Annotated in this window: 24 protein-coding genes; 16 read left to right on the forward strand and 8 right to left on the reverse strand. The window is 58.8% G+C overall.

The window, feature by feature from the left end; genetic code table 11:
- Positions 1 to 37 precede the first annotated feature (37 nt).
- The gene (gene thiC / locus QMC91_RS06140; protein ID WP_300236802.1) at positions 38 to 1,312 is read right to left on the reverse strand and encodes a phosphomethylpyrimidine synthase ThiC; all 1,275 of its coding nucleotides are present in this window, start codon (positions 1,310 to 1,312) and stop codon (positions 38 to 40) included.
- 175 nt (positions 1,313 to 1,487) lie between these two features.
- On the opposite strand from thiC, the gene QMC91_RS06145 reads away from it, so the two are divergent.
- The 13 genes from QMC91_RS06145 to QMC91_RS06205 all read left to right on the forward strand — a co-directional run bounded on the left by QMC91_RS06145 (position 1,488) and on the right by QMC91_RS06205 (position 15,001).
- A complete protein-coding gene (locus tag QMC91_RS06145) occupies positions 1,488 to 2,186 on the forward strand; it encodes an anaerobic ribonucleoside-triphosphate reductase activating protein (RefSeq protein ID WP_300236803.1) in 699 nt (232 codons plus the stop codon).
- 137 nt (positions 2,187 to 2,323) lie between these two features.
- Positions 2,324 to 2,875, forward strand: a complete 552-nt coding sequence (locus QMC91_RS06150; RefSeq protein WP_300236805.1) for a dephospho-CoA kinase — start codon at positions 2,324 to 2,326, stop codon at positions 2,873 to 2,875.
- A complete protein-coding gene (locus QMC91_RS06155) occupies positions 2,872 to 3,645 on the forward strand; it encodes a sugar phosphate isomerase/epimerase (protein ID WP_300236806.1) in 774 nt (257 codons plus the stop codon). Before QMC91_RS06150 ends, QMC91_RS06155 begins: the two co-directional genes overlap by 4 nt.
- The gene (rnz, locus tag QMC91_RS06160; RefSeq protein ID WP_300236808.1) at positions 3,633 to 4,586 is read left to right on the forward strand and encodes a ribonuclease Z; all 954 of its coding nucleotides are present in this window, start codon (positions 3,633 to 3,635) and stop codon (positions 4,584 to 4,586) included. Before QMC91_RS06155 ends, rnz begins: the two co-directional genes overlap by 13 nt.
- Positions 4,587 to 4,607: 21 nt before the next feature.
- Complete coding sequence (locus tag QMC91_RS06165; RefSeq protein ID WP_300236810.1) at positions 4,608 to 5,804, forward strand: magnesium transporter; 1,197 nt, start codon at positions 4,608 to 4,610, stop codon at positions 5,802 to 5,804.
- 28 nt (positions 5,805 to 5,832) lie between these two features.
- Complete coding sequence (locus tag QMC91_RS06170) at positions 5,833 to 7,035, forward strand: potassium channel family protein (RefSeq protein ID WP_300236812.1); 1,203 nt, start codon at positions 5,833 to 5,835, stop codon at positions 7,033 to 7,035.
- Between the two features lie 15 nt (positions 7,036 to 7,050).
- Positions 7,051 to 8,886 carry a DHH family phosphoesterase gene (locus tag QMC91_RS06175; protein WP_300236814.1) on the forward strand — a complete coding sequence of 612 codons (1,836 nt, stop codon included), beginning with the start codon at positions 7,051 to 7,053 and terminating at the stop codon, positions 8,884 to 8,886.
- 741 nt (positions 8,887 to 9,627) lie between these two features.
- Complete coding sequence (locus QMC91_RS06180; protein WP_300236815.1) at positions 9,628 to 10,941, forward strand: FAD-dependent oxidoreductase; 1,314 nt, start codon at positions 9,628 to 9,630, stop codon at positions 10,939 to 10,941.
- Positions 10,938 to 11,918 carry a glycosyltransferase family 4 protein gene (locus tag QMC91_RS06185; protein ID WP_300236817.1) on the forward strand — a complete coding sequence of 327 codons (981 nt, stop codon included), beginning with the start codon at positions 10,938 to 10,940 and terminating at the stop codon, positions 11,916 to 11,918. Before QMC91_RS06180 ends, QMC91_RS06185 begins: the two co-directional genes overlap by 4 nt.
- Before the next feature lie 99 nt (positions 11,919 to 12,017).
- Positions 12,018 to 12,716 (forward strand): glycosyltransferase, encoded by a 699-nt coding sequence (locus tag QMC91_RS06190; RefSeq protein WP_300236819.1) that lies wholly within the window; start codon positions 12,018 to 12,020, stop codon positions 12,714 to 12,716.
- Positions 12,717 to 12,728: 12 nt separating this feature from the next.
- Complete coding sequence (locus tag QMC91_RS06195; protein ID WP_300236821.1) at positions 12,729 to 13,157, forward strand: PaaI family thioesterase; 429 nt, start codon at positions 12,729 to 12,731, stop codon at positions 13,155 to 13,157.
- 197 nt (positions 13,158 to 13,354) lie between these two features.
- Positions 13,355 to 13,906, forward strand: a complete 552-nt coding sequence (locus QMC91_RS06200; protein WP_300236823.1) for a ferredoxin domain-containing protein — start codon at positions 13,355 to 13,357, stop codon at positions 13,904 to 13,906.
- A gap of 12 nt (positions 13,907 to 13,918) precedes the next feature.
- On the forward strand, positions 13,919 to 15,001 hold the full coding sequence (locus tag QMC91_RS06205) for a GHMP kinase (protein ID WP_300236825.1): 1,083 nt from the start codon (positions 13,919 to 13,921) through the stop codon (positions 14,999 to 15,001).
- Between the two features lie 24 nt (positions 15,002 to 15,025).
- On the opposite strand, the gene QMC91_RS06210 is transcribed toward QMC91_RS06205, so the two are convergent.
- The 3 genes from QMC91_RS06210 to QMC91_RS06220 are packed head-to-tail and all read right to left on the reverse strand — an operon-like array spanning position 15,026 to position 17,414.
- The gene (locus QMC91_RS06210; RefSeq protein ID WP_300236826.1) at positions 15,026 to 16,564 is read right to left on the reverse strand and encodes a PH domain-containing protein; all 1,539 of its coding nucleotides are present in this window, start codon (positions 16,562 to 16,564) and stop codon (positions 15,026 to 15,028) included.
- Positions 16,561 to 17,148 (reverse strand): PH domain-containing protein, encoded by a 588-nt coding sequence (locus tag QMC91_RS06215; RefSeq protein WP_300236828.1) that lies wholly within the window; start codon positions 17,146 to 17,148, stop codon positions 16,561 to 16,563. The genes QMC91_RS06210 and QMC91_RS06215 overlap by 4 nt, the downstream gene beginning before the upstream one ends.
- The gene (locus QMC91_RS06220; protein WP_300236829.1) at positions 17,058 to 17,414 is read right to left on the reverse strand and encodes a hypothetical protein; all 357 of its coding nucleotides are present in this window, start codon (positions 17,412 to 17,414) and stop codon (positions 17,058 to 17,060) included. Before QMC91_RS06220 ends, QMC91_RS06215 begins: the two co-directional genes overlap by 91 nt.
- Positions 17,415 to 17,721: 307 nt before the next feature.
- On the opposite strand from QMC91_RS06220, the gene QMC91_RS06225 reads away from it, so the two are divergent.
- Positions 17,722 to 18,588 carry an META domain-containing protein gene (locus QMC91_RS06225; protein WP_300236831.1) on the forward strand — a complete coding sequence of 289 codons (867 nt, stop codon included), beginning with the start codon at positions 17,722 to 17,724 and terminating at the stop codon, positions 18,586 to 18,588.
- A gap of 22 nt (positions 18,589 to 18,610) precedes the next feature.
- On the opposite strand, the gene QMC91_RS06230 is transcribed toward QMC91_RS06225, so the two are convergent.
- Genes QMC91_RS06230 through QMC91_RS06245 form a run of 4 tightly spaced genes read right to left on the reverse strand, consistent with a single transcriptional unit; the run spans position 18,611 to position 22,385 of the window.
- Positions 18,611 to 18,985, reverse strand: coding sequence for a nuclear transport factor 2 family protein (locus tag QMC91_RS06230; protein WP_300236833.1), 375 nt, complete (start codon positions 18,983 to 18,985; stop codon positions 18,611 to 18,613).
- Between the two features lie 27 nt (positions 18,986 to 19,012).
- Positions 19,013 to 20,851, reverse strand: a complete 1,839-nt coding sequence (locus QMC91_RS06235) for a molybdopterin-binding protein (RefSeq protein ID WP_300236835.1) — start codon at positions 20,849 to 20,851, stop codon at positions 19,013 to 19,015.
- Positions 20,848 to 21,687 (reverse strand): tRNA (N6-threonylcarbamoyladenosine(37)-N6)-methyltransferase TrmO, encoded by an 840-nt coding sequence (tsaA, locus tag QMC91_RS06240; RefSeq protein WP_300236837.1) that lies wholly within the window; start codon positions 21,685 to 21,687, stop codon positions 20,848 to 20,850. Before tsaA ends, QMC91_RS06235 begins: the two co-directional genes overlap by 4 nt.
- A gap of 56 nt (positions 21,688 to 21,743) precedes the next feature.
- Complete coding sequence (locus tag QMC91_RS06245; protein ID WP_300236839.1) at positions 21,744 to 22,385, reverse strand: FmdE family protein; 642 nt, start codon at positions 22,383 to 22,385, stop codon at positions 21,744 to 21,746.
- A 317-nt stretch (positions 22,386 to 22,702) separates the two neighbouring features.
- Here QMC91_RS06245 and fdhF point away from each other — a divergent pair, with 317 nt between their 5' ends.
- Positions 22,703 to 24,772 (forward strand): formate dehydrogenase subunit alpha, encoded by a 2,070-nt coding sequence (gene fdhF, locus QMC91_RS06250; protein WP_300236841.1) that lies wholly within the window; start codon positions 22,703 to 22,705, stop codon positions 24,770 to 24,772.
- A gap of 1 nt (position 24,773) precedes the next feature.
- Positions 24,774 to 26,012, forward strand: a complete 1,239-nt coding sequence (locus QMC91_RS06255) for a Coenzyme F420 hydrogenase/dehydrogenase, beta subunit C-terminal domain (protein WP_300236843.1) — start codon at positions 24,774 to 24,776, stop codon at positions 26,010 to 26,012.
- Positions 26,013 to 26,348: the final 336 nt, after the last annotated feature.

The raw sequence follows: 26,348 nt of genomic DNA on the forward strand, positions 1-26,348 counted from the left end.
GTGAAAAACAATGATAGGGGCGCCAATCCCCCCTCTTTCAGAAGTTGAAGTGCCGCCCGACTATCTTTAACGCACAGTAGTCCCCGCACATCGTGCAGGCATCAGCATCGGCCGGCATCCTCTCCGTCCGGATCGCCCTGGCGCGTTCGGGATTGATCGCGATCGCAAACTGCCGCTCCCAGTCGAGATCGCGGCGTGCATGCCCCATCTCGAGGTCAGCGTCGCGCTTCTTGAGTTTGACCATATCCCCGACGTGGGCGGCGATCCGTGCACTGATGACGCCCTCGTAGACCTCCTCGGGCGTGGGGAGCGCCAGGTGCTCTGCGGGGGTCACATAGCAGATAAAGTCAGCTCCATATGACGAAGAGAGAGCAGCGCCGATGGCTGCCACACGATCGTCATATCCCGGCGCTATGTCGGTGACCAGAGGGCCGAGCATATAGAACGGTTTTCGGTTCGTGACACGTTTCTGGATTATAACGTTTGCCTCGATCTCGTCAACCGGGATATGCCCCGGCCCCTCAATGATCGACTGTACACCCTCCGCGTGCGCCTTATCGGCAAGTTCCGCGTTTATAAGCAGCTCCTGGATCTGGGCGCGATCGGTTGCATCGTGAACCGCGCCTGCCCGCATACCGTTGCCAAAAGATAGCGTGACCTCGTGCTCCTTGAGGATCTCAAGAAGGTAATCAAACTCCGCATAGAGCGGGTTCTCCTTCTCGTTGTGAAGCATCCAGGCTGTCATAAACGCCCCCCCTCTCGAGACAAGCCCGCCGTGTCGTCCCTGGTTCTGGAGGCGTTTCATCGTCTCGTAGTTGATCCCCGTATGGATCGCCATGAAGTTGGTCCCGGCCCTCGCCTGTTCCGCCGTGATCCTGAAGAGGTCGTCCTCCTCCATGTTAACGACAGCGCCGTACTTCCTGGCAGCCTCGATAAACGCCTGGTAGAGCGGCACCGACCCGACCGAGAGACTGGTCGCCTCGATTACACGGCGCCGGATCTCCGTAAGATCCCCGCCGGTCGAGAGTTCCATCAGCGTATCGGCACCGGCACGTTCAGCCTGCCGGGCCTTCTCGACCTCCATATCGATATCTACGATGTCTGATGAGGTTCCTATGCTCGCGTTGACCTTTGTGCGAAGCCCCTCGCCGATGCCACAGATCTTAACCTCCCGGTATGGAGAGACCGGGATGACTATCTGACCGCTCACCAGACCGCGCCTGACAAAATCTTCTGTTACGCCCTCTGCCGCCGCGACAGTGCGCATCTCTTCAGTGATGACGCCGCGTCGGGCGTCCTCTATGAGACCCATGAACCTATGTTGGATGAAATAAGTTGATAAAGCCTCGTTTTTTAAAACCAGGCTAAAATTGGCTTGATCGCACAACAAGTAAACTTGATTTGAGATTATTCAGGTACTATTTCATAGCCAGAAACCCAAGCATTACAAGAAATAAGCACCCACCTCTCTCTTGCAACGTGATCAGATGTATGTAAACTTCGGGGGTTTCGTCCCCGTCAGCACCGTCGACTGGCACGGAAGGGCGGCCTGCACCGTATTCCTGAGAGGATGCCCCGCGCGCTGCTTCTACTGCCACAACGTTGCAATCCAGGATGGCGAGGATATCCGCGACGCCGACGAGATAATCGAGATGATCCGGGGTTCACGTATGATTGCAGGTGCCGTGGTCTTCTCCGGCGGCGAACCCACCATGCAGGGACCGGCGCTCGCCTACCTCGCCGCCGCCGCCCGCAGGATGGGGTTCTCTGTAGGGCTGCACACAAACGGCATATTCCCACGTGTCATCGAGACCCTCATTAAAGAACGCCTGGTGGACATGATCGCGCTCGATATCAAGACAACATGGGACCGCTACGACGACCTCCTGAAACTCCCCGCCTCCAATGCGGTGAAACAGTCCCTCTCCGCATGCAAAAGTGCAAAGGCCGATGGCAGCCTTGAGACCTGTGAGATCGTGGTCACCCTCTTCCGCGGTCACGAGGCTGAGCTCCCCGAGATCGCAAAGGCGGCCGGCGACCTCGACCTCGTCCTCCAGCAGGGCGTGGCCGCGGGGTTTGCTCCTTTCAACCTCAAGGAACTCCAGGCTTTAGCGGCCCCGCTTGGCCGACGGCTCCGTATCCGCACCCGGGAAGATGGGGAGGTCATCTACGACCCCCTCCAGTAAATGACGTTAAGCATAATATCGTCTGGAACGCACCGTTAAGGAGACGTTTATGGCGGTTGCCGCAACCAGCGCCGCCGGGACCTGGAAGCCAGCCTCGTCCCGGCACGGCCCGCTGTTCTGGAAAAGGGTGGAACGGGATGAAGGTTATTGGAATCGTTGGTATGCCCGGAAGCGGGAAGGGAGAGGTCTCAAGGATCGCCCGCGAACTCGGGATACCTGTCGTGGTCATGGGAGACGTGATCCGGGAGCAGGCAAGAAAGGCGGGGCTCCCCCCCACAGACGAGAACCTGGGTGCGATATCGGCGCAACTTCGCGCGGACCTCGGTATGGACGCCATCGCCCGGCTCACAATCCCCATCATCGAGTCACAGGCTACCCCCGTGGTGTTGGTCGATGGCATCCGGGGTGACCGGGAGGTCGCGGTCTTCCGGGAGCATTTCCCGGATTTCACGCTCATCGCGATCGACTCGAGTTTTGAGACTCGTTACCAGCGTCTCGCGAAGCGTGGCAGATCGGACGATCTACTCACCCCGGAAGAACTCCGTGCCCGTGACGGGCGGGAACTCGGGTGGGGACTGGGTCGGGCACTCGATCTCGCGGATTATAGGATAAAGAACGAGGGTTCGCTTGAAGAGTTTGCTGAAGAGGTCCGTGCCCTGCTCTCCCGGCTTGGAGGGGTGGAAGGATGAGTCTCGTTCCCTACTTCTCCGCCTCCTCAAAAGTCTGGGACTCGCTGGACTGGATATACGGGATCGAGGAGATCGGGTATAGCGGGTGGGAGATAGTTGCCGACGGGAACTACCGTCTGGATAACCCCGAAAATTTTGCTGCGATCAAGGAGAGAGTTGCGAGCACCGGTCTTTCAGTCAGCGTTCACGCCCCTTACAGCGACCTGAACCTTGCCTCGCTCAACTACCCCATATGGCGCGAGTCCATCCGCCAGATCTGCGGTTGTATTCACCATGCGGCTGACCTGACCGACCGGGTGACGATCCACCCCGGATACCTTTCCCCCCTGGGAAAACTCATCCCCGACCTTGTCTGGGAACAGCAGAAGGCCGCGCTTACCGAGATCGGAAAAGAGGCAGAGGATTGCGGCGTCCTCGCCTGTCTCGAGAACATGATAAGCATCAGGGACTTTCTCTGTCGATACCCCGAGGAGATGATCGGCCTCACGGAAGGGATTCCAGGGATCGGGATCACAATCGATCTCGGGCACGCCAACACCAACGGTCTTGTGGACGCGTTCCTTGCGCATATCGGGGAGGCTGACCACCTCCACATCCACGACAACCACGGCCAGTCGGACGAGCACCTTGCGCTTGGCGACGGTATCATCCGCTGGCAGAAAGTAGGCCGGATCATCGCCCGGGATTACACCGGCCCGGTTGTCATCGAGGGCCGGAATCTCGAAGAGGCGCGACGAAGCCTTATGGCATTCAGGGGATGGTTTGTATAGCCGGAGAGACCCTTCACGTCCACTTCCTGGGCACTTCCGGGGCCCTCCCTTCTCCCCAGAGGAACCCTTCCTGCATACTTATCCGGCGTGGCTCCGACACCCTGCTCTTTGACTGTGGTGAAGGCGCGCAGCAACAGATGATGCGCGCCCGAACCGGATTTACCGTTAACGCCATATTTATCACCCACTGGCACGCCGACCACTTCCTTGGCGTATTCGGGCTGGTTGAGACTCTCGCGTTCATGGGGCGGACGGAGCCACTCCCGCTATATGGCCCGCCCGGAGTCGGCGATTTTGTCGACCTGGTGCAGAGGGTCGGCCGCTACGACCGGAGTTTCCCGATCATCGCCCACACCCTTGAACACGGTTCGGTCGTCCCGTTCAACGGTTATACGATTCGGGCGTTTGCAACGCTCCATGGGGTCACCGGGCTCGGTTACGTCCTTCTGGAGGATGAACGACCGGGTAGGTTCAACCGCGAGCTGGCGATCGAACTCGGGGTCCCCCCTGGCCCGCTCTTCGGGCGACTGCAACGCGGTGAGACCGTTCGCATCGTCCGCGACGGTGTTGAGACAGAGGTCCTGCCCACCGAAGTTCTGGGCGAACAGCGTCCCGGGAGAAAGGTTGTCTATACCGGGGATACCCGGCCGCTCCATGAGAGGGCCGATTCCGCGGGGATGATCCGGGATGCGGACCTCCTGATCCACGACGCCACATTCGATGACCAGGAGCGAGATCGCGCCCGCGAGGTTCTGCACTCAACCGCCGGCGAGGCTGGAGAGGCGGCCGATGCCCTCGGCGCCCATATGCTCGCTCTGGTGCACATAAGTTCCCGGTATACGACTACAACAAACCATATACGCGATGCCCGGCGACAGTATAAAGGCAATGTGATCCTCCCGGCCGATCTGACGGTGCTGGAGATACCCTACAGGAGTTGATCGAGATGGACGGTGATACTGATGGAGCAGGAAGTGTTTACCAGGAGCCGCCTGATACTCACGGGTCTCGGAGCCCTGCTCATCAGTGCCGTTGTCTCGAGCGTAGCGGGTATATATCTTGGTTCAGTACGTGAAAACCTCCTCTTGATACCGGGACTGATGGTGCTCCTGCCCTCGATCATCCATATCCGTGGAAGCATCGCCGGTGTTCTCGCCTCCCGTCTCTCCTCTGCGATGCACCTTGGGGAGTTTTCCGTCGATTTTGGGGAGGGAAGCGTTCTCGGGGACAACGTCCGTGTCTCCTTTGTAGTGACAATCCTGATAGCATTCGTCATTGGTATCTTTGCCTATGCAGCAAGCCTGATCCTGGGCTACCCTGTGATCGGTGTCACGGACCTTGTCCTGATCTCGGTTGTCACGGGTATCCTGGCCGGGACGGTGGTGACCGTGATCACCCTGCTCATCGCGCTTGCGAGTTACCGCTACGGCCTTGACCTGGACATGATCGCTGCGCCGACTGTCACCACCTTCGGAGACATCGTAACCCTTCCCATCCTGATGGTCTCGGCGGCCTTTGTCATGCACCTCGGTCCCCTGACACGCCTGGTTCTTGGGGGCATCGCGGTCGCTCTCACGGTTGCTGCTATCGCCTACACCCTTCACCGCCGGGAAGGGATCGGGCCGATTGTCCGGGAGAATATCGGTCTGCTCATACCTCTGAGCGTCATCGGCACAATGGCGGGGCTGACCTACTCTTCCAACCTTGAGACGCTGGTGACAACCGCAGCCCTTCTCATCCTGATCCCGCCGTTCACGGGTATCCTCGGGTCCATCGGTGGTATCCTCGGATCACGCCTCTCGACCGGGATGCACACCGGCGAGATCAACCCGGTGTTCCCCCCGGAGCGCAGCGTTGCCCATCACTTTATTATTTCCTATCTCTATACCTTGGTACTGCTTCCACTGCTGGCGCTCATAGCACATGGGGCAGCGGTGCTTATGGGGTCAAACAGCCCCGGTCCAGGAATGCTGGTCATAGTCAGCCTTGCGGCGGGCCTGATCGTCATGACAGTGGTGATTGGCGTGGCGTACGTCACTGCAAGCCTTTCATTCCGCTACGGTCTGGATCCCGACAACTTCGGGATCCCTGTCATCACAAGCCTGATTGACCTGATCGGTGCAACCGCACTGGTGGCAATGATCGGCCTTCTGCTGTAGTCAAGATAAAAATCCCGGTTAATAGATTATGATGGACCTTGAATACCAGCCGATCAGCTTCAAGGATGTCCTGATAGAGATGAAGGACATCTCTGAGTTGATGATCGACCTGGCCTACTCCGCGATCCTTTTTGAAAGCAAAGAGATTGCGCTCGAAGTGATCAACCTCGAGGAGAGGATGAACGGCCTCGTTTACCAGGCCAGGGTTCAGAGCATCCTCGGCGGGAGAAGGCTTGAAGAGGCCGAGGCGATGAGCGGTATGCTCCAGGTGGTTGAGGCCGCGGAGAGGATCGCAAACTCGGCTTCGGACATGGCAAAACTCATCTTAAAGGACATAAAGTTCCCTGCAAAACTCAAGCGCGCCCTTCCGGAGGCGGAAGAGATCGTCACCCGGCTCATTGTGAGCCAGAGTAGCGAACTTGCCGGCAGGACGCTCGGGGACCTCAAGGTCCAGAGCACAACGGGGATGCAGGTTATTGCCATCCGGCGCGGGAAAACCTGGATCTACGATCCTGACAAGAATACAAGGGTCGAGGCCGGGGATATCCTGATTGCACGCGGTCCTGAAGCCGGCGAAGATATTATTGGCCGGATGGCGGGGATGGTCGGGGGCGCAGCAGGCGAACCCTCGCGTGCGGGTGAGGTTGATGACCTCGACCGTGCTGTCCAGCTGATAATCGAGATGAAGAACCTCTCCGAACTCTCTGTGGGGCTGGCCTACACCTCCCTTCTTTTCAACAACAAGGAGGTGGCGCACGAGGTGGTCTCCCTGGACTCCAGGCTCGATGATATGCGCTACGACCTGGATCTCTGGATCCTTGAGGCCGCACGAAAGATCGATGACGTGCGCCATCTCCGCGGCCTCCTTTACATGTCGGCGTTCACGCAGGCGATCAGCGATGCGGCCCATTCGATAGTGGATGTCCTGCTTCGCGATATCGAGATCCCACCGCTATTCAAGAAGATCGTCCGGGGCTCTGATGAGATCATCACGCGTATGCGCGTGGAGCCATCCTCACCGCTTGTGGGCAGGACGCTCAAGGAGGCGTCGCTCGGGACGGTGACCGGGATGGTTGTGCTCGCCATCAAGCGCGGCAACCGATGGATCTACCGGCCGGGGAAGCGGGTCCGACTGGAGAGCGGGGATATCATTATAGCAAAAGGTAGAAGGGATGGCGAATGCAGGCTGTACGAACTTACCGGGCACACCGCTGAGGTGTCCGAGGATTGAGATGGAGAACTGACCATGCAAAATATTGATGATACGATTGTTTATCGCCTTGGAGCAACCTGTGGCCTGGACGAGGTGGAGGAGGGAAAGATCTACCTTGGATGGGTGCAGGGGTTTGCCCCGTTTGGCGTCTTTGTCCAGTTAAACGACAAAGTCAAGGGCCTTATTCATAAGAGCAACGTTAAGATGAAGCATACCGAGCGCGACCCCATCATTGTCCATGTCCTCCAGGTCAGAAGCAATGGTAACATCGATCTCGAGGAGGTCACGCCGATCGTCTACCAGACTGTCAACGTGATCAAGAAGATGCCTTCTGTGCTCCTGGTCGATATCGGGAAGAGGGTTGGAAAAACGGTGATGATCAAGGGCGAGGTTGCCCAGATCAAGCAGACCTCGGGTCCGACTATCTTTACGATTGTGGACGAGTCTGGCACGGCAAACGCGGCGGCGTTTATCGAGGCTGGAGTCCGCGCATATCCTGAGGTCGAACTCGGGGACATTGTCGCTATCACCGGCGAGGTGATGCAGCGCAACAACCAGCTCCAGATCGAGGTCGGGTCCATGACTGTCCTGGAGAGTGAGGAGGCGGCGGCGGTCAGGGAGCAGATCGAGGCAGCGCTCGATAAACGTGCGGAGCCCCGGGATATCCCGTTCCTGGTAGAGAGCGAGGTTCTTGAGGGCTTGAGGCCACAGATGCGAAAAGTGGCGAAGGAGATCCGGAAAGCGGTCTTCTCAGCGCGCCCGATCGTCCTGCGGCATCACGCGGATGCGGACGGGATATGCGCCGCCGTCGCTATTGAGCAGGCGGTGACCGCTCTGCTCCGGGAGAGCGGCGCTGATTTCGATGCTGAGTATTTCCTGTTCAAGCGTGCGCCCTCGAAGGCTCCGTTCTATGAGATCGAGGATATCACGCGGGATCTCGATTTTGCCCTGAAGGACGGCGTCCGCTACGGTCAGAAGATGCCGCTGATCCTTCTGATGGATAACGGTTCCACCGAGGAGGATATGCCGTCGCTGAAGATGACCAGGATATACGATCTCCAGGTGATGGTTGTGGATCACCACCATCCAGACGAGGTCGTGGACGATTACCTGATAGCGCACGTCAATCCCTACCATGTTGGCGGGGATTACGGGGTCACGGCAGGAATGCTGGGGGCGGAGATCGCGCGTATGGTCAACCCGGCGGTTGAGAACCAGATCCGGCACCTGCCGGCGGTTGCGGGGGTCGGTGACCGGAGCGAGGCGCCGGAGCGTGCGCGATACCTTGCGGTTGCTGGACCGGAGTACTCGGAGGAGGATTGCCGGAATATTGCGCTCGCGCTCGACTACGAGCAGTTCTGGCTCCGGTTTGGTGATGGCAGGGAGATCATCAAGGATATTCTGAACCTCTCTGGCAACCCTGAGCGCCACGAACGACTTGTCGATCTCCTGGTCGAGGAGGCGAACCGCGCGATCGAGGAGCAGATTGAGGCTATCATGCCGCACGTCGAGGCCAGTGTGCTCGAGAACGGTGCTCACCTTTTCATGCTCGATGTGGAACTTTTCGCTCACCGGTTTACATTTCCGCCGCCTGGAAAGACCTCGGGGGAGGTGCACGATCGGCTGGTCCGGGCGCACCCCGGTGAACCGATTGTCACGATCGGCTACGGGCCGGACTTTGCGGTCCTTAGGTCACGTGGTGTTATGATGAACATTCCGCGGATGGTGCGTGAACTCAGAGACGAGATCACGGGTGCAGGGGTGAGCGGAGGCGGTCACCTTGTTGTCGGGAGCATCAAGTTTGTTGAGGGAATGCGCGATGTTGTGCTTGGTAAGCTGATCGAGAAGATCGGTAAAGCACCTATCTGATCGCTCTTTTCTTTCTAATCTGTTCTGTCTGCGGTTTTTTGGCCAATCCCCTGAAACCGGTGTTGCAACGCTCTGGTGCTCTTTGCCTGACTCTTTTGTCTGACTCATGTTCTGTGGGGGGAGACGGAGACAGAGACAAAGATCGGGGCCGGATGCGCTTATCCCATAAGGGTGGAGGCCCTTTGCGGCGTGTTGGTTCTGGGGGTGTCCTTGCATCCACGTGAGAGAGTTCCCGGTGACACGCCGGGACTGGTGCAGGGGACGTTCCGTCCCCCTCCCGGTCAGCACCTCCCCACGGGGGCGGGTTCTCCGTAGATACAGTCTCCGGGAAGGTATCTCTCCGGGTCGTCTCACTCACGCTCCCCCTGAGACGTCCTTCCGGGTCTACCGCCGATCACTGCCCGCTCCCGGGGGGACGGGAGGAGGCGGGGGTGTTTTACGTAAACAGTTCTACCTGAGATGCAGGAGACATCCATTCATCTGTTTTCTCTGTGAGAAACGTCCTGGAGGGTTCATTAATCTCCCCTGACACGGCCCTCCCCTTTATCGCCATGCACCGCCTGCTCCGGAAGGTGGCGCTATCCATAACGACACTCTACCAGCCCATTTCCCCACACCCGGGCAGGAAAAGCAAAGAACCGCGTTCGTTCCTCCCATCTCTGGCCGCGCCGCGCTCTTTTCTGCCTGCAGGGTTGGGTCGATGGTCAACCATATATGGCACTGGTATGAAACACTATAGGCGTGAAATCGGCGGTACTGGGCGGCGGCCTTACCGGTATAACCCTGGCCCGTCTGCTCCACGATCGGGGCAGCGAGGTCATCGTTCTCGAAGGGAACGACAGGATCGGGGGGCTCTGCCGCTCGAGGACAGAGGCGGGGTTTACGTTCGACACCGGGGGATCGCACATAATCTTCTCCCGCGACAGCGAGGTCCTCTCCTTCATGCTCTCGGTCCTCGGCGAGAACGCCGACCATCGGAAGCGGAACACAAAGATCCTGTACAAAGGCCGTTACGTCAAATACCCATTTGAGAACGGGCTCCACGACCTGCCTGACGAAGACCGTTTCTTCTGCATCAACGAGTTTGTCCGGAACCTCATTGCCGTCGAGAAAGGCGAAGTCCCACCGCCTACGAACTTCGCCGAGTGGATATACTTCACCTTTGGCCGGGGTATCGCCGAGTGCTACATGATCCCCTACAACGAGAAGATCTGGAACTACCCCGTCGACCGGATGTCGCACCACTGGGTGGAGGGACGCATCCCCCGCCCTCCGGTCGAGGATATCATCCGGTCGGCCATCGGCATCGAGACCGAGGGCTACGTTCACCAGGCGGTCTTTTCATACCCGGTGAAGGGAGGGATCGAGGCCCTGGTCAGGGCAATCTCAGAACCCGTCCTCCCCGCCATCAGGACAGGTTTTACCGTCACCTCCATCTGCGAGGAGGGTGGAAGGTTTGCTCTCAGCAACGGCCACGAGACCGTTTACGCCGATCGCCTGATCTCGACGATCCCGCTCCAGAACCTGCTTCCAACACTCCAGGGCGTCCCGAAAGAGGTGCAGGCAGCGTGTGACGCCCTCCGCTACAACTCGCTCTGCTCGGTCTTTATCGGCCTCAAAGGCAATGTCCCGGATATCTCATGGCTCTACGTCCCCGACGAGAAGACCGGGCTCTTCAACAGGATCTCGTTCCCGTCAAACTACAGCACCGCGGTAGCCCCGCCGGGCCACTCCTCCATCCTTGCCGAGATCACCTACAACGAGGGAGACGCCGTCTCCCGGATGACCGACGACGGCGTTATCGAGCACACCGTCGACTCTCTCATCGCCGCAGGCTTTATACCATCCCATGACGCGGTCGTCTACACCGGCGTCGAACGGCAGAGGTTTGCCTACGTCGTCTATGACATCGACTACCTCAAGAACATCGCAATCGTCCGCGATTTCTGCCGGGAACGGGGGATCGACCTTGTCGGGAGGTTCTCACAGTTTGAGTATCTCAACATGGACGGCTGCATAAGGAGCGCCATCGACTTTGTGGAGGGATATCCATGAAGGTCAACTTCTTTGTCGAGGATATGCTCCTGTTCAAGTACATCGGCTGCGCAACACTGGCAAAGGCACTCTACCGCGCTCTTATCATGGACGAGTCATGCCCGCAGGTTGCCTGGAACGCTCGCGGCCGTGAGTTTGACCTCGTCCACTACCACACCTTCGGTCCCTTCGCCCTGGCGAACAAGACCTACAGTCTCGGTGTCAAGGTGCTCACCGCGCACTCCACACCACGTCTCAACACCGGCAACCTGACCATCTCCGAGGCTGTAAACCACCTCTATCCGGAGATCTATCGGGGGTTTGACCACATCATCACCATCTCCCCTCTCTGCGACGAAGAGGTTCACGAGATCGCCCCCGATGTCCCTACAACCCTGATCCCGAACGGTGTTGACCGGGATAGGTTCCGCCCGGACCCAGAGAAAAGGGCAGCGTTCAGGAAGAGGTACGGGATCGGGGAGGACGAGTGGGTGGTGCTTACAGTCGCCCAGCAGACGCCCAGGAAAGGGATCTACGACTTTATTGCCCTCTCGCACAAACACCCGGACATAAGGTTCGTCTGGGTGGGGGGGTTCCCATACGGGAGACTCTCGCAGGACTACAGCATCATTGAGGAGGAGAAGAAACGCTGCGGGAAGAATGTCATCTTCACCGGGTTTGTCGACGATATCACCGCCGCATACTGTAGCGCCGATGTATTCTTCATACCCTCCTATGCAGAGGGTCTCCCGATGGTCGCGCTGGAGGCGTTTGCTACCGGTCTGCCGGTCGTCGCCCGGAAGATCCCTGAGTTTACCGGGAATTTCAAGGACACTGCCGTCTACTTTGAGAACCTCGAGGGGGCCGGAAGACTGATCGAGGATCGGAGTCTGCTCGGGCGGCATGCGACGCTATCGCGACCATTTACAGAGGACTACGACATCCGTAAGATCGCAAAACTCCACATTGACCTCTACCGGGAGCTGACCGGGCAGTGACATCTTTCCTGAGACGGTCTTTGCGATCGCGAGGCCACCTGGCATCAGACTTATGGCACGAACCCGGCAACAGTTATACCGCGAGTGGTGAATCGAGAGATGATCTCCGTAGTTGTTCCAACCTATAACGAAGAGCAGAACATCGAGCGCTGCCTGCGGTCGCTCGCCGACCAGACGGTTCCCCGGGAGACCTACGAGATCATCGTCGTTGATGGGAACTCAAAAGACAGGACGCGGGACCTGGCCGAACCAATGGCCGACCGTGTCTTTATCCAGACAGGCAAGCGGGTGGGCGGCGCCCGTAACGACGGCGCGATGGCCGCATCGGGCGATATAATAGCCACTACGGACGCGGACTGTATCGTCCCACCGGACTGGGTGGAGCGGATCGAACGGAACTTCGCAGAGCGCGATATCGTCCAGTTATACGGCACGGTCTATCCTATCGAGGAGGGTCTCCGGAACCGGTTATCGCTTCTCGGTGCAAACGCCTTCTCGCGCCTGGGTTATTACACCAGGACGATCTACTTCACCCTTGGGTGCAACACCGCGTTTGACCGGGAGGCGTTCATCCGTGCCGGGATGTACCGCTGTATCGACGCCGGGGACGATCTGGAGATCGCGCAGCGGATGCGTAAACTCGGGAAGGTCTACCTGGATCCTGGCCTGAAGGTGGGGTTCTCGATGCGTCGCTACCAGCAGTTCGGGACGATCAGGTCGCTGTGGGAATGGTTCCACATCGTTCGTTCCGGTGGCGAGGCGGCCGATGCAACCTATACTAAACGGGAGTACAGGTGAGGTGGCCTGATCTTGGAGAACCCTGAATCCATCCCCCGGGATTACATCGAGACGGTGCAGCGGTCAGATTCCTGTGAGTTTGCACGCCTGCTCGGTATGGTTGTGACGGGGATCGAGGACGGAAGTGTCCGGGTGAGAATGTCAATCGAGGGCACCAGAAACGCTCACGGCACAATCCACGGCGGCGCGATCTTTGCCATCGCCGATCATGCCTTCGGCGTTGCGGCAAACATGGAGGGAATCGATCAGATCGCGATCTCTGCGAATATCCGCTACTTCTCTGTTCCGGCGGGGGATTCCCTCGAGGCAGTGGCCCGCAGGGTCTCGGAGGGGGAGAAGACCTCGGTCTATGCCGTCGATGTCTACTCGGGGGATCGTCTGGTTGCCGCATTCGAGGGTGTAGGGTTCAGGATCAGGTTTCCAGGCAAGGCGGTCGGATAAATCTTTTTGAAGATCCTTCGTCGACCCTCCCTTCTTTTCGGGGCGATTGTCCCATGGAAACCATGTCCGTGGCGCAGGTGAAATTTCCCCTGTCTCTAACCGGGAAGAGGCCGGGAACGTCCTCTCACCTTTCTCCTGACCCCTGGTTCGCGGTTACCCGTGCATACACTTATCTTGAGTCGGTGCCACGTACTCTCATGAATTATGAATCAGACGCTGTAGAGATGGTTGCCCGTCTGATGGCCCTCTCTGCCAGAACCGCCCCGAAAGCGACCGGCACCGACGTCATCAAGACGATGATCGTCATCGGCGAGCAGAAGGCGCAACTTGCCGCAGCGATGCGGGACTACGGCGAGAAGCACAAAATCGGGTTCTACATCAGGGATGCCGGAAACGTTGCCGCAAGCGATGCCTGTCTCCTCATCGGTTCTTTGCTACAGGACACCGTGGGTCTAAACTGCGGTGGGTGCGGGTATGAAACCTGTGCGGAGGTGCTCGATGCGCAGCGCGAGAGACGGTCGTCTGCCACGCCGTTCCGGGGCCCGAACTGTGCCGTCAGGATGACGGACCTCGGGATCGCGGTAGGTTCTGCGGTTAAGACCGCAAGCATCCACAACGTCGACAACCGGGTCATGTACTCTGCCGGCGTTGGTGCGCTGGCGCTCGGGTGGCTGGAAGGCTGCGGGGTTGCCTACGGTATCCCGCTGCGGGCATCTGGAAAGAACATCTTCTTTGACCGCGCACGCTAAACCGGTGACAGAATGCCTGTAATGAAGATCCGGGGCGGGGATCTCGACCTCGTCGAGTACGAGTTCACCTCCTTCTCCCCCGGCGAGAATATCCGGACATGCGGCCTCCAGAAAGACTACCACCTCACCCCTGTCTCCGGCACGGTCACCGTCCGTGCCCCGGCAAGGATCCACCTCACCGTGCTCGATATGAACAGGTTTGCCCCGGATCACCCGGGTGGAGGTGGGATCGGGTTTGCCATCGGGGTCTACTGCACCGCCGAGGTCGAGTGCACCGATTCGGGGATCGATATCGACTACTCCCGTGAACCGATCCTCCGCCACTTCACCGAGGTATTCCGGCAGGTCGTAGGTTATAAGGGCGGGTTCAAGATCCGTGCACGCGACCACCGATACGAGCACGTCGGACTCGGGTCAACGAGCACCATACTGATCGCGGTTGCAAACGCCCTCAACACAGCGGTGGGGTCGCCCCTTACAGGCGAGAACCTCCGTCTCCTGCTCGGCAGCAACTTCGTCGAGGAGACGGTGGCTGGAAACGTAGCCTTCGGGTTCGAGACCGGGGTAGGACCCGCTGCAAGCACCTATGGCGGGATGGCGGTTATGGGCGACGAGCTGACGCTCGTCTACCGGCACGCCTTTGCCGAGGGGAAACGACTCTACATCGTCATCCCGCCGTCCGAGATCTCCTCGGCCGGTGAGAAGGAATTTTACCTCCTGATGAACAAGGCCCGGACTCTGGACTATCGCGACCGCGAGTTGAAGTCCTACCTGATCCTGATGGATCTCATCCCGGCACTGGAGAGGGGCGACCTGGAGAAGGTCGGTGAGGTCATCTGGGAGATCGAGTTCCGTGGCTCCAAGCGCGCCGAGGTGGAACATCATGGGTTTGAGATCTACCACTACATGGCGGCTTTACGGGATGCCGGGCTCGAGTTCGTGGGCATGAGTTCGGTTGGCCCCTCGATCGCTGTGATCACCGGCAGACCGGAGGAGGAGGTGGCGAAGATCCTTGCAGATCTCGGTCTCCAGGTTGCCATCGCGACCACGGTTGATAACGAGGGTTTGAAGATCAGCGTGGACAGTAAGGAGTGAACGGGTTTACACCCCCTCCTCCGGTCAGAGACTGTTCTTCCGGTAATCGTAGTCGCCGCTTGCGATCCGCGCCATCACGATCTCGCCTACGGCGTTGAGATCTCTCTCGGGAAAATAACCGGAGGTTATGCTGGACCCGCCGGTAGAAGAGAGCAGATAGATCTTACCCCTGGCAACGTCGAACAGTCTTGCGATCGGGCCTTTTACCGTGACCACCATCTGAACCCTGTCGTAGTTCATCGTGACGGTCTCGCGATCGACTGCACCGTTCACAAACGAGAAGAGTTCATCTCCGAGGTCGAACTCTGTGATCCTGTACGAGACGTAAACAGCATAGAATATCGCCAGGATAGCAGAGACCGCGATCAGGGGCAGTATGTATGGCAGGACGTGGCCGGCAACCCCGGGCATGGCCATAGCCTCGCGGTATAGATAGATGGAGGGGTAGATCATCACCAGAGCGAGGACGAGAGAGGCTGCACCGGCCCTGATCAGGAGCACTCTCTTTGCGCCTTCGGGCTGTTTCTCTGGTTTGCGGTCGTAGACAAACTCCGGCAACAGTTCCCGGAGAAGGGCCTGCTGAGTTGCATCGTCCTTCAGGAGGCAGAGAACGGGGCGCAGGCTCTGCCCGCTCCCGGACGCAAGTCCCACCACCTCAGCCTCTATGCATGACCTGTGCATCAACCTGGCTGCGAGGGTGCTCTTGATGCGGACAGCGTTGATCCTGGAGACGTCAAACGAAGTCCTGTAACTACGGATCAGTCCATGCTGGAGGTATATCGTATTACCCCTGCGGTATACGCGGTAGTTGTAGTAGTAAAAGATCTGCGATGTAAAGGGGCCCACCAGCAGGGCAGCAAAGATCAAGAGCGAGATCAGTGCCCCGGCGCTGCCCACATCGGTTCTTGCCGAGACGTAAAACTGAAATATGGAGTAGAACAGGAAGAAGAGACCGGAGACGGTCTGATAGGTCGATACGTTGAAGAGACCGTGCAGGATCACGTCCAGCGGGGTGAACAGTGCGGGCGTTTCAACCGGTTCGTCCTCATCGTCCTGAAGATCGCTCCGGTCGTGAAGGCGGTGCAGTATCCCCGACCGTATCCTCTCAGCCAGACCCTGTTCAAACGTCAGGACGGCCTCCGGTACCGTGGCACCGCTCCCCGAGTTGATGTTGATCAACAGACTCGATGTTCCAAGCAGTCTGTTTGTGATGCCACGGTTCACGTTGACCGATGCTATCTTTGAGTAGGGGATCGTCTTCTTCCTCTTAAAGACCGTGTCCCGCTCCACCACCACGCCGGTATCGTCGAACTTGATGGTCGTCCGGCTCCAGATCCTGTAGTTGATAAGAATTGCCGCGATGAAGATGACCGCAAGTGAGGCTGCTACCACCGGTCGACCGAGCTGTGTGACGCCGATAAACAGAATCAGAGCATATGGAAGTGTTCTCTCAATGATGATCCCGGGGTGACACCGGATCCGTTTCCCTTCGATCTTTGCCTCACCCTGCTGGTGGGCGGTGCCGGACAGGTCTTCAGTCGCTCGATCATCTGTTCCGGTCATTCGTCTGCCGACCCCGTCACCGATGGTGTTGGCGTATGTAGCCTCTCCCGGAGCATCTCCCCGATCAGTTTGTTGAGCAGTTCGGCCACTCTCTCCGCCTCTTCAAGTTCCAGGTAATTGATGGTGGCCTCGCCTCCTGCGGTGGTGATGGTAACATCCGCAAGACCGAGCAGGTTGTTGATCGGGCCCCTGGTGATCTCCACCTGGTGCACTCTCTCGATCGGTACCAGTGTGTGGCTTATCACGAGGACTCCGCGACGCATCTCGATCCGGTCGTCGGTGATCCTGTAGCGGTACCGCGCGTAGAAGACAGGCGGGGCCACCACCATGTATATCAGGACGATCGCCGGAACCCCTACAAGGGACAGTCGGGCGATATCGTAATAGGGGCCAGGAAGGTTCTGCGTGAGGCTCGTAAGAAAGGTGCAGATCGCAAGGAGGATCGCATACCCTATGCCGTATTTGATGTAGATCGAGATCATGCACCGGCGGTTCAGTCTCCTGTAGCCGTCTGTGCCAGCAGCGCCTGACGATGGATCAGGTGCCCCATCCTCAATCCCTTTTTCTCCGGTGAATGTCGACATTGAAATATCTCTGGTAGCAGGTCTGGTATACCTGTAAGATGTACACCCTGCATAAGGGTTTCTCCATCAAATACCCTCCTGGCGGTCGCGAACTTCTCCGCTGAACGTTTCACATGCGCAAAAATCGTCAATCCCGGACCCTCCTCCGGGAGCGACCCTTCGTATCCGATCACAGTGGGGGCAGTGCCATGAACCTGCCTCTTCTGACCCCCTATGGCGTCTCCAGGTCTCTTTTTGCGCTTCTTTCTCCGGTCGTTTGGAGCCATCGGCGGAATGGGGACGACTGCTGTATTGACCGTTCGTGTCTGAGTGCGTCGTTCGAGTTCAGCGATCCGCACAAACCACCCCCGGACACCGGACGATCGTGAATGATCGCTTCAGGGTCAGTGCACGAATATCGTCACGTTCCATGATGACATAACCCCGGTATTCACCCATGCACGGGGGTGGTCTTTGCCCTGGATCCGGATAACCGCCAGGATAGCCCGGTTTGGAGAACTGAACCCGTATAGGTTCGATTTTTTTCGTAGTTTACAATCTGTTTATCACTAACTCCGACCAACATGATGATGTATGGCACCAGACCTAAAAAGGAGCAGGAATACCCTCATTGTAGCGGCGTCGCTGCTCGTGATCGCGGTGGCGTGCGTCGTCACCGCCGCCTGCACGGAACCCGGATCACCGGTCCGTGAGCCAGGACCCTCCCTGGCCGGGACTTCCTGGACTCTCGACTCATACATTGCCGGTAATGGCACGCTCGTTCCTGCCCTGGCCGGGACCGAGGTTACTGCCAGTTTCAGTGACGATGGCAGCCTCACCGGTTCTGCCGGGTGCAACTCCTACGGGACCATCTACCACCTCGACGGTGCAAACCTCAGCATCGAGCCACCGGGCAGCACAAAGATGTACTGCAGCGAACCGCCGGGCATCATGGAGCAGGAGAACCGGTATCTTGCCCTGCTCACAGAGGTCGCTTCAGTGCGACTGGAGGGGGACCGCCTGATCCTCACAGACGCTGACGGCACCGACCTGCTCTTCTTTGAGCAGGCCACGTCGTCACCTGAACTCTCACCTGTTGGAACGGAGTGGGTCCTCCAGGGTTACATAAGCCCCGAGAAAGAGGCGATCTCTTCTGTGATAGCCGGCACCACAGTCACGGCCACCTTCACCTCCGGTGGGAATCTCACCGGTTCTGCCGGGTGCAACCGATACGGTGGCGGCTACACACTTGACGGTGCAAACCTCTCGGTTTCATCGCTCTTCAGCACCCTCATCTACTGTGAGGAGCCAGAAGGCGTCATGGACCAGGAGGCGCTTTATCTCGCCCTCCTTGAAGACGTCTCTTCCTGGAGACTGGAGGGTGGACGTCTGATCCTCACAGACGCTGACGGCACTGACCTGCTCTTCTTTGAGCAGGCGCAGGTCGAGCAGGAGTCGTGACGGCCCCGCCACGTCTCGTCGGTTATGAACAGTGCACCTGGGCAAACAGCCAGGTGTGACCTGTTCCCCGGAGGACTGCGGTCAGCAACCCTTCCCGGGCCCCACCTCCAACCATATTGAATCTCACATCTGCCATTACCCAGGCCACCGTTCCCTCGGCGCTTATATGGATGCTGGAGATCTCAAGCCTGATCAGGTCCGGTGGCGCAGAGTCCTGTTCAAGGTAGCGCTGGAGTGCCTCCTTCCCGACCACCTTATCGCCGGCATCGCTCCAGAAACCACGGAAATCGACGTCAGTGAGCGCCAGAATCCCGCCGACGTCTTTCCTGCCGAGAGCCTCCACCAGGCGCTGGATCACCGTCATGACCTGGTCGCGTGTCTGTTCACTGACTCGCATGAAGGAGGGTCATGTCAAAAAACGATATTAGTTTCGAGCAGGTGCAGCGTCCCCGGGATTGAGCGGTTCATCGCCCGAGCCTCCGGCCAGTTCCCGTCCTGTGGCCAGGAGGGACGCGCGGAATTCCCGTGACCTCGCTGTACGGATGAGGGCCGCAACACCCCCCTCTGCAGCAACCTCCTGCCTTATCACCAGGTTAAAGGACTCGTAACCGATCGGGGTAAAACTGAGCAGTCCTGCCTCCCGCGCTTCGCCGACGGAGCAGACCCGCATCTCCGCACCAGCTGCCAGGTCTGGGTCCTGCGGTGGGTGACCAATCCCCTCCCTCTCAAGCCAGGCATCAAGGAGGGCCCGTGCCGCCTGGCTCTTCGGGCGGTTGGAAACCCTCAGCAACGCAAGCGTCTCAGGATCCGGTTCACCTGTTGAGGCGATCCCGAGTTCCGCCATGCCAACCGGCAGCCGCAGGAGGTTCACGCCAGGCAGGTAACGGAGCACCAGATCGTTCCAGGCAGATTCCATGTCCGGGAGAACGACCGATGCCACGTGGCATGTATTCGCACGCAGAGCAAGTACCGCTCCGATCGTCGAGGCGTTGCAGCAATGGAGCAGGTAGCCAGAATCCTGGAGCCGGTTTCCCAGTTCAGCGATGACCGGGTCACGCTTCCCTACGCAAACAACTGTCCGCGCGACCGTGGCCGAGGGGGCGGTGAGACTTACACGCACCCCCTCTCCCGCCTCTCTCCCTTCGCGCCCGGCGGGGATGTGGATATACCCGTTTGCCCGGACAACCGACATCTGGATACCGCCGCCGCGTGGATGGGGCGTTGCCCAGCAGGTGCCGTTTACCTGCCCGACCGATACCGGGACGAACTCATCGAACCCGAGATCGGACGTCAGCCTTCTGGCCAGCCTGGCGTCCATCTCCTCGATGAGGGGCGGCGCGAGCCCCCACCACAGAAGCAGGTTTGCGACAACCTCCCGGAGTACCGTCTGCGCTGAAACAGGGTATCCTGGCATCCCGAAGACCGGTTTCCCATCGAGATCTGCAAGCAGCACCGATTTTCCGGGCCTCATTGCGATCCCGTGGAAGACGATCTCGCCGAGTCTGGCGACGGCGTCGCGGGAGTGGTCGCGACTGCCGGTCGAAGTCCCTGCTGAGACGAGGACGAGATCGTTCTCGGCGACCGCTTCGGCGACCGTTTCCAGGATCCGGTCAGGGTCGTCCGGCACGACCCCGTAGCGGTGGCAGGTAGCGCCCATACCCCTCAGATACGCCTCCGCCATCAGGGTGTTTGTCTCAACCGTCTGCCCCGGTCGGGGCAGCGTGCCTGGCGGGACGAGGTCGCTACCCGTCGGGATGATTCCTACCCTGACCGCCCGCACCCTTAAACTGGTTATCCCGTAGGTTGCGAGCGCACCGATATCAGAAGGCCGGATCTGGTGGCCTTTCGGGAGCACGAGTTCTCCAGCCTGGATATCCTCGCCGGTACGGCGGATGTTCTGCCCCGGCGCGGCAGACTTCCGGATCCAGACACGACCGCCCTCTTCCCATGTATCCTCAACCATGATCACGGCGTCAAACGCCGGCGGGATCACATCGCCGGTGTTGATCCCGAGATACGTGAGAAGTGGCAGGGGTCGCTGATCCAGCGCTCCGAGCGTCTCGTGGCTCTTCACGGCGTAACCATCGAACTTTGCAATATCCGCTATCGGGACGGAATACTCTGCGTAGAGTGGCTCGGCGGTCACCCTGCCGACGGCGAGTTGTAAAGGCATGCTCTCCGCATGGCCCGAGGGTGGGAACCTCTGACGCATGATCTCAAGCGCCCTTGATAGCGACGTAAGGTTAAGGTATCTCTGTGTCATATCCCTGGATCCAGGAAAGGCCCGTCCTCTATCGGCCGGGTGCAAACCCTGCACTCAAACAGTGTCTCCTCCCTCGCAGCAAAGATCTCGTCGACGTCGTCCGGCAGGTCCAGGAGACGGAATACGACCTCTTTTCCCGAACATGAAAGAACAAAAGAGTCTCCTCCAGGATACCTGAACCGCCGGTTTCCCGGTGTCGCGCCGGTGATGCCGATAAGCGCATCCGTGGTGCAGGGGTCGGCGCCCGGCGTAACCACGAGATCAGGACGCCGCAGGTCGCAGTCCAGGATGCGTGTTGCCGCCTCCGCGATCCGCACCCCGGTAGCCACCCCCGTGCAGACCTCTCCATGATAGTTCGCGGCCTCGCGGATGAGGCTGGCGCGGTAGTCGGCGGGCTTCATCTTCTGGATCTTCTCCGTACGGTCGTGCCCGGTTGCGGAGAAGACGCAGTCCCACCCCGGCTGGTAAGGTTTGATGTCGATCACCGGTGTTCCATCGATCAGGTCGAGATGCTCAAGCAGAAGGTATCGACCTTCGCGCACGCCGAGCAGTTGAACAACCGAGATCGATAGAGGATTCGGCCGTGCCGGAGAGCGGAGAGAGAAGACGCCTTTCTCCGGGAGGTCGTTTGAGATCTTTCGCGCGACCGCCTTCAGGACGTTCCGGTCTGCCTGGTGGAGCCAGCAGACCAGGATCAGGTGCGAGTTCTCCTCGATACCATCGAGCCCGGCCGCGTAGCCTTGAAAGATCTCAACCTCCGCACTGACGCCCTGGATGGGCATATCGCTCCTGGATCGGATGCTTGAATGTACGAGCCCGATGGGTGAGAGTTCCATGTGGTGCCTTCTGTGCCGACGGATTCAGGTGCTGCATCGCTGGGCGATGCTAAATCTCAACTGATGGTCTTCTCGTAGTAGGATTGTGATCGGCAGTCGCTGCAGACGCCGTTGACAAGCATGTTGTCTGGAACTATCTCGCCGCAGATGGAGCAGACGGCGGATTTCCAGGGCAATTTCTGAGGAACCTTCACGCGCACGTGTTCGTGCGAGAGGAGGTCGCGTCCTGCATCGATGATCTCGTCGATCAGCGCGGTGCCCCGTGTCCTGGGGTCAAAGAGCGGGTCCTTTGTGTACCAGAGGGCAAACGTCGGATACCGCTGAATCTTTTCGCCGTCAAGGAAGACCCGGACACCGTTAACGTAGGGAGCGTTGGCCGGGCCGTTCATGGTGATGGCAAATTTCCCGATAGGGATCACGCGGAGGCGGTGGTTGCCGGTTGTACAGTGGGCGATCACCTGCAGGGCGTCCGGCAGACACTTTGTAGTCTCGCAGACAGCATAGATCTTCTCACCATCAGGCGGGTTCAGGAGTTCCAGGGCGTAGTCCACCATGTAGACCCCGACCAGGAGACCCGGGGCCGGGTATGTGTGAAACTCTATGCATCGCCTGAAGTCCTCTATCAACTCCGGAGATGTACCCCTTGATCTGAGACGCGCCTCGATATCTTCCCATGTATGATTCAGTCTCGGTTGCACGTGAGAGTGTTTGATCATAACCTGTTGTAAATATTTTGGATTGGTAAATCAGGTAAAGTTTACTCTCTCAGAGAGGCCATCGCGTCGTATCAATCAGATGCCATTTTGTGACCCAATTCCGGATCCTGTTGCGAATGTCGGATTTGATGGGATCCGGGCATTAAAAAATCAAATATATGTTGTAAGGTAGATCCATATGTTAAAACAATATGTTTAAACTTATATACTACTGAGTAGAGTAAACCTACTGTGGGCATGCCTGGCATTCCTGGCATGCTTTGCAACCCATGTTGAATGTAACAACCGGGAGAATGTGAATGACAGATACCAGTGAAAAATTGCGCTACGTTCACACAACCTGCCCCTACTGTGGTGTAGGGTGCGGGCTGAACCTTGTGGTGAGCGATGGCAAACTCGTTGGGGTCGAACCATACAAGAGAACCCCGATCAACGAGGGGAAACTCTGTCCCAAGGGAATGACCTGCTGGGAGTTCGTCCAGAGCCCTGACAGGCTTACAAAACCGCTTATCAAGAAGAACGGTGAATTTGTCGAAGCGACCTGGGATGAGGCGCTCGACCTCGTGGCCTCGAAGTTCAAAGAGACATACGAGAAGTACGGGCCGAAATCCCTCGGTTTCCAGGTCTCGTGCCGCACGCCTAACGAGGAATGCTACATCATGCAGAAACTCGCCAGGGTGGCCTTCAAGACGAACAACGTCGACAACTGCGCGCGCATCTGCCACGGGCCGTCCGTCGCCGGGCTCTCGCTCTCTTTCGGCTCCGGTGCCGCGACGAACCCCTTCGAGGACGTCCTGAACGCGGATGTCATCTTCATGATCGGGGCGAACACCATTGAAGCACACCCGCTCGCTGGACGCCGGATTGTTCAGGCCAAGAAGGCAGGGAAGACGATCATCGTCTGCGACCCGCGCTACACGCCCACGGCGCGCCTGGCCGACCACTACGTCCGCTATAACCCATCGACAAACATCGCCCTGATAAACTCGATCATGTACTGGATCATCCAGCAGAATCTCCATGATAAGGAGTTCATCGAGAAGAGGACGACCGGATTTGAGGAACTGCAGAAGACCGTTGAGAAGTACGCGGATGTCGAGTCGATCACCGGTGTTCCAACTGAGAGGGTCAAGGAGATCGCGCGGATATATGCCAGCGCCAGGAACGCCGTGATCATCTACTGTCTGGGTATCACGGAACTTACAACCGGGACTGACAACGTCAGGTCGCTCGGGAACCTCGCGATGCTTACCGGCAACGTCGGCAGGCCTGGAACCGGTGTCAACCCGCTTCGTGGCCAGAACAACGTCCAGGGCGCCTGTGACATGGGTGCTTACCCGAACGTCTACTCCGGCTACCAGAAATGCGAGGACGACGCTACCCGCAAGCGGATGGAGGAACTCTGGGGCGTCACCGGTCTTCCAGGCGAATACGGTGCGACCCTGGTCGAGCAGATCAAGCAGTGCGGCGACCCGATCAGGGCGATGTACATATTTGCGCTCAACCCCGTCGTCTCCTACCCCGACTCGAACCTTGTGATGAGCTCGCTTGAGAAACTCGATTTCCTTGTCGTGCAGGACATCTTCATGACCGAAACGGCGAAGTACGCCGACGTGATCCTGCCAGGCGTCTCCTTTGCCGAGAAGGACGGGACATTCACCAGCGGTGAGCGGCGTGTCAACCGTGTCCGCAAGGCCGTGGAACCGCCGGGTGAGGCAAGGCCCGACTGGGAGATCTTTGTTGACCTCGCCCACAGACTTGGTCTCAAGGGATTCGACTTCAACTCGCCGGAGGACATCTGGAATGACGTGCGGCGGGTCACCCCGTCGATGGCCGGTATCTCCTACGAGAGGATGGAGAAGCCCGAGTCACTACACTGGCCCTGCCCGACTCTGGAGCACCCGGGGACACCGATCCTGCACCGCGAGAAGTTCTCGTCGGCAGACGGCCTCGGGCATTTCTTCGGTATCGAGTATCGGCCACCTGCGGAGGTTGCTGACGCTGAGTATCCGTTCACCCTGATGACCGGACGCCTGCTCTTCCACTACCACACCCGGACTCAGACCGGACGGGCGAAGATCCTCCACCACGAGGTGCCCGAAGCCTACGTGCAGATCAACACGGAAGATGCAGCGCGGTTGAATATCAAGAACGGGGAGAAGATCCGGCTCCGCAGCAGGCGCGGAGATGCGGTGGCTGTGGCCAGGGTGACCGACGAGGTTGGGCCCGGTGTGCTGATGATGACGATGCACTTCAGCGGTGAAGGGTCTGTGAACCGGCTGACGAACACCGCGCTCGATCCGATGTCCAAGATGCCGGAGTTGAAGCACAGTGCGGTTGCCGTCGAGAAGATAACGGAGGTGCAGTGAGATGGCAGCAAAGGGAGATATGCTATACGCCTGGACAACGAGCCCCGATATTGCCGGCGTCGCTGAGTGCGGCGGTGCGGTGACCGGGCTGCTCAAGTTTGCCCTGGAGAACGGTATCGTCGATGCCGTGCTGGCGGTGAAGAAAGGTGTGGACATCTACGATGCGATTCCTACGCTCGTCACCGACCCCGCGGATATGGCTGAGACGGCCGGCTCGCTCCACTGCGGGACGCTCCTGCTCTCGAAACTGCTCAAGAAGTATCTTGACGGCGCCGAGAATATGCGCATCGGGATCACGGTTAAGGGTTGCGATGCGATGGGGCTCTACGAGCTTGCAAAGCGTAACCAGGTAAACCTGGACAACGTTCTGATGATCGGTGTGAACTGCGGTGGTTCTGTCAGCCCTGTGACCGCCCGGAAGATGATCCGCGAGAAGTTCGGGGTTGACCCGGACGATGTCGTCAAGGAGGAGATCGACAAGGGTCAGTTCATCATCCAGACGAAAGACGGCCAGCACAAGGGCATCTCGATGGACGAGCTCGAGGACGAGGGATACGGCCGCCGTCCGAACTGCCGTCGCTGCAAGATGAAAGTCCCGCGTCAGGCGGACCTTGCCTGCGGTAACTGGGGTGTCATTGGCGATAAGGCAGGGAAGGCGACCTTCGTTGAGGTCTGCTCCGATAGGGGCGCTGACCTCCTCAGCAGGGCGGTGAAAGCCGGGGCCATTGCTACGGAGCCTGCAAACCCGAAGGGTGTCGAGATCCGCGGCAAGGTCGAGAACTCGATGCTGAAACTCGGCGACAAGTGGCGGAACCGCTACTTCGAGAGTCTGGGCGAGGGCAAGGAGCGTCTCCAGAAGATCATGGAAGACTCCTCCCGGTGCACCAAGTGCTACGCCTGCATCGAGCACTGTCCGATCTGCTACTGCGTTGAGTGCAGTACGAAGAAGACTTACCTCGTTCCGCCAGGAGTGCTCCCCGTGCCGTTTATGTTCCACCTGATCCGCTACGCCCATGTGGCGGACTCGTGTGTCAACTGCGGCCAGTGCGAGGAGGACTGCCCGATGGAGATCGCGAACTCGCTCTACATGCATTCCCTGCAGGTGGAGATGGAGAAGATGTTCGGTCATACCCCTGGCGTGAACATGGAACTCCCGGTGCTTGCGCTTGTTGAAGAGCATGCCGAGCGTGAGCGGCTTGCCTCAACTGGAAGCGACCAGATCTTCGATATCTTCAAGTAAAATCGGCTGAAAAATTCCAGACAGACCGAAAGGAGAGGCCGGCCAGATGGCCGGCCACACCTCTGTCTTCGCGAGGGTGTCATTGCGCCCGTGCCGGCGGAGGTGATTTTTTACGAAGAAAACAGGCAGAATGTCCTCGGCGGGAGGGGGATGAATGCCGTCGGGTGGCGGATCCTGTTTATTTAGCGTGTGCGATAAACTTGAGGTTTCGAGCGTTCCACCCCGCTGGCGCCTCGCCCAACCACGATACCCCCCGAGTCTTTATGCTCCGGATACCGTTTACTCCTGCACACCGACGCCGTCTCCGGCGCCCGGATCACCACCCCCTCAGCCACT

Origin of the sequence: Methanoculleus sp. (assembly GCF_030019085.1) — an archaeon.
Classification (GTDB): Archaea; Halobacteriota; Methanomicrobia; order Methanomicrobiales; family Methanoculleaceae; genus Methanoculleus.